Source organism: Streptomyces sp. GC420 (genome assembly GCF_009916105.1).
Lineage (GTDB): Bacteria > Actinomycetota > Actinomycetes > Streptomycetales > Streptomycetaceae > Streptomyces.
Window position 1 is genome coordinate 1 of the sequence record NZ_JAAAXQ010000821.1, and the last position, 607, is coordinate 607.

Consider the following 607-nt stretch of genomic DNA (forward strand, 5'->3'; position numbering starts at 1 on the left):
GCCCCGCACCTTCTCCCGGTCCGCACCGCTCCCCCGGACGGACAGGAATGGAGCGGGGGCGGAGCCACCGTGGAGCGGGTCCTGCCCGCTCCACGGTCATGTCGTGCCGGAACGGGGGAGGCCCGCGAGTAGGCGGTGCGCCTCCAGGGCCAGGTGGATCTCGCTCGCCCCGACCGGGTCGGCCGGCGAACGCCCGGTGAGTTCCTGCACCCGCCGCAGCCGGTAGGCCACCGTGTTGCGGTGGCAGTACATCCGGTTCGCCGTCTCGGCGGCGGACCCGCCGGAGGCGAACCACTGGGCCAGCGTCTGAAGCAGTATGTCCCTCTCGTGCTCAGGGAGTTCCAGCACCGGGCTCAGCACCTGCCGAACGGCGTGCTCCGCCGAGTCGGGGGCGCTCACGACCATCAGCCGGACCGGCGAGTCGCCGTAGGAGGCCACCTCGCGCGTGCCCGGCTCGGCACAGGCGCAGGCGAGCCGCGCCTGGCGGAAGGCGGCCGGCGCGTGCTCCAGGCCGTGGAAGAGGGCGCTCACCCCCACCCGCCCCGCACCGCGCAGACGGAGCAGCTCGGTGGCCCGGGAGAGCCGCCGCGAGGACCGCAGGGAGAGC

The 607-nt window shown here is 75.0% G+C and carries 1 protein-coding gene; it reads right to left on the reverse strand.

Going from position 1 to position 607, the window contains the following annotated elements; genetic code table 11:
• Positions 1 to 96 precede the first annotated feature (96 nt).
• A partial coding sequence (locus GUY61_RS38810; protein ID WP_166634960.1) for a CdaR family transcriptional regulator occupies positions 97 to 607 on the reverse strand: 511 nt, incomplete at its 5' end.